Below are 1,783 nucleotides of genomic sequence, written 5' to 3'. Positions count from 1 at the left end.
GTCCCCTGCAATCGACAATGCGTCCGCTTCCGGGGAGTTCCCTGATATCCGCTTAGGGCCCAATTGCAGACATTGCGCCTCGCGCTCGTTCACCTCGTCTGCACAAGCGAGCGCGGCTCTATTCCGGCAACCCTGCGTTCCGAAGGCCCTCAATCAGCAGCTTCGCATTTGACAGCCCGCCCCGAGCGATCCACGCAGATATCGTAAAGGCGGGATCGACCTCAAGCACACGCGCCGCCGCCTCACGCGCCTTAGCATCTCGCCCGAGATGAGCGAAAGCGGACGCGAGACAGCGGTGAGCTGGTGAGTAGGACGGGTCCTGACGAAGGGCTTTATTCCCTGCGGCGATGGCCTCGTCAAAGCGACCAAGCTCGATCAACGCCGTCCCCATCGCCGCAAACATCAGGTGCAGCCGCGGGTCTACCGGGCTCATGCGCATGGCGCGTTCAAAGCTCCGGACCGCTTCCTCCGGCAGCCCCGCAATTCTATAGACTTGGCCTCTGCTGTTCCATGCGCCGAATGAATTTGGATTGAGCGCGACCGCCCGGTCGGCCATTTCGATCTCACTTTCACTATCGCCGACCATGAACGCCGAGGTGATGGCAGCCGTTGCCAATGTGTCCGGATCACCATCGTCGATACTCAATGCCAAGCGACAAAGCCGAATAGCTTCCTTGCGCTCGAATTGAGGATCCATAGCGTAGCCCAAAACGACGTTGAGCATGTGACAGTTGCCTGCCAGCGCAGCGACAAAGCCGAACCGAGGGTCAAGCTCCAAGGCGCGGTGAGCCAGCCTTATCGCCTCCGCCAACCGTTCGCGGGTCGTTAGGTAAAACTGCTGCCTCGCGCGGAGAGAAAAATCATACGCGCTGAGGTTCTCCCGTCGCCGCCGCGTGGCCATTGCAATTTCTGTTTGAAGCAGTTTTGGCTGAATGGCTGAGACCACAGCGACCGTGACTTCGTCCTGCAGGGCGAAAATGTCGGTCAAGTCACGCTCGAACCTGTCCGCCCAGATATGCGCGCCTGTGACGGCATCGATCAACTGTCCGGTGATGCGAACTTTCCCCGACGCCTTGCGTACGGACCCTTCCAGGACATAGCGCACACCAAGCCTGCGTCCGACTTCCTTGACATCGACGACTTTGCCTTTGAACGTAAAGCTTGAATTACGAGCGATCACGAACAGCCATTTGAACCGCGACAGCGCCGTGATGATCTCTTCGACCATCCCATCGGCAAAATACTCCTGCTCGGGATCGCCGCTCATGTTCTCGAACGGCAGCACGGCGATGGAGGGCTTGTCGGGAAGCGTAAGAGCGCTCTCGGGCGCATCGCCGGTATTTGGGCCGGCAGCTTCTCGCGCCTCCCGCACCTGTCCGACGAAACGGAATCCCTTGCGCGGTAGCGTCTTGATCAGGCGCTGGTCCTCCCCGGAATCGCCGATTGCGCTTCGGGCGACATTCAGCCGGGTCGTCAGTGCTGCATCCGAAACGCTGCGCCCATTCCAAACCGCTTTTATGAGGTCGTCTTTACTGACGACGCGCTCCCTGTTTCGGATCAGATAATCAAGCAGATCGAATACCTGCGGCGCGACGGTGACGACGTGCGCCCCGCGATGCAGCTCGCGCCGGTCGGTGTCGAATGCGTACTCCTCGAAGAGATAGCGCAAGATCCGAATCCCCTTGGACGAGAGCCCCCGACAACCGGGCTTTGGCCTCGCTGGACATCGCAAGAATAAGCTGCCGGTGAGGAAAATGTAAGCGGCCGGTCAAGCTTTCAATTA

At 59.6% G+C, this 1,783-nt stretch carries 1 protein-coding gene; it reads right to left on the bottom strand.

Annotated features, from left to right (window positions below):
- Nucleotides 1–118 precede the first annotated feature (118 nt).
- The gene (locus ACFFWD_RS17965) at nucleotides 119–1,669 is read right to left on the bottom strand and encodes a winged helix-turn-helix domain-containing tetratricopeptide repeat protein (protein WP_376967434.1); all 1,551 of its coding nucleotides are present in this window, start codon (nucleotides 1,667–1,669) and stop codon (nucleotides 119–121) included.
- Nucleotides 1,670–1,783: the final 114 nt, after the last annotated feature.

The sequence above is a fragment of the Bradyrhizobium erythrophlei genome (assembly GCF_042430365.1).
GTDB classification, from domain to species: Bacteria; Pseudomonadota; Alphaproteobacteria; order Rhizobiales; family Xanthobacteraceae; genus Bradyrhizobium; species Bradyrhizobium erythrophlei.
The sequence above is the reverse complement of the archived record's forward strand: the minus strand, read 5'-3'. Positions and strand labels throughout refer to the sequence as shown.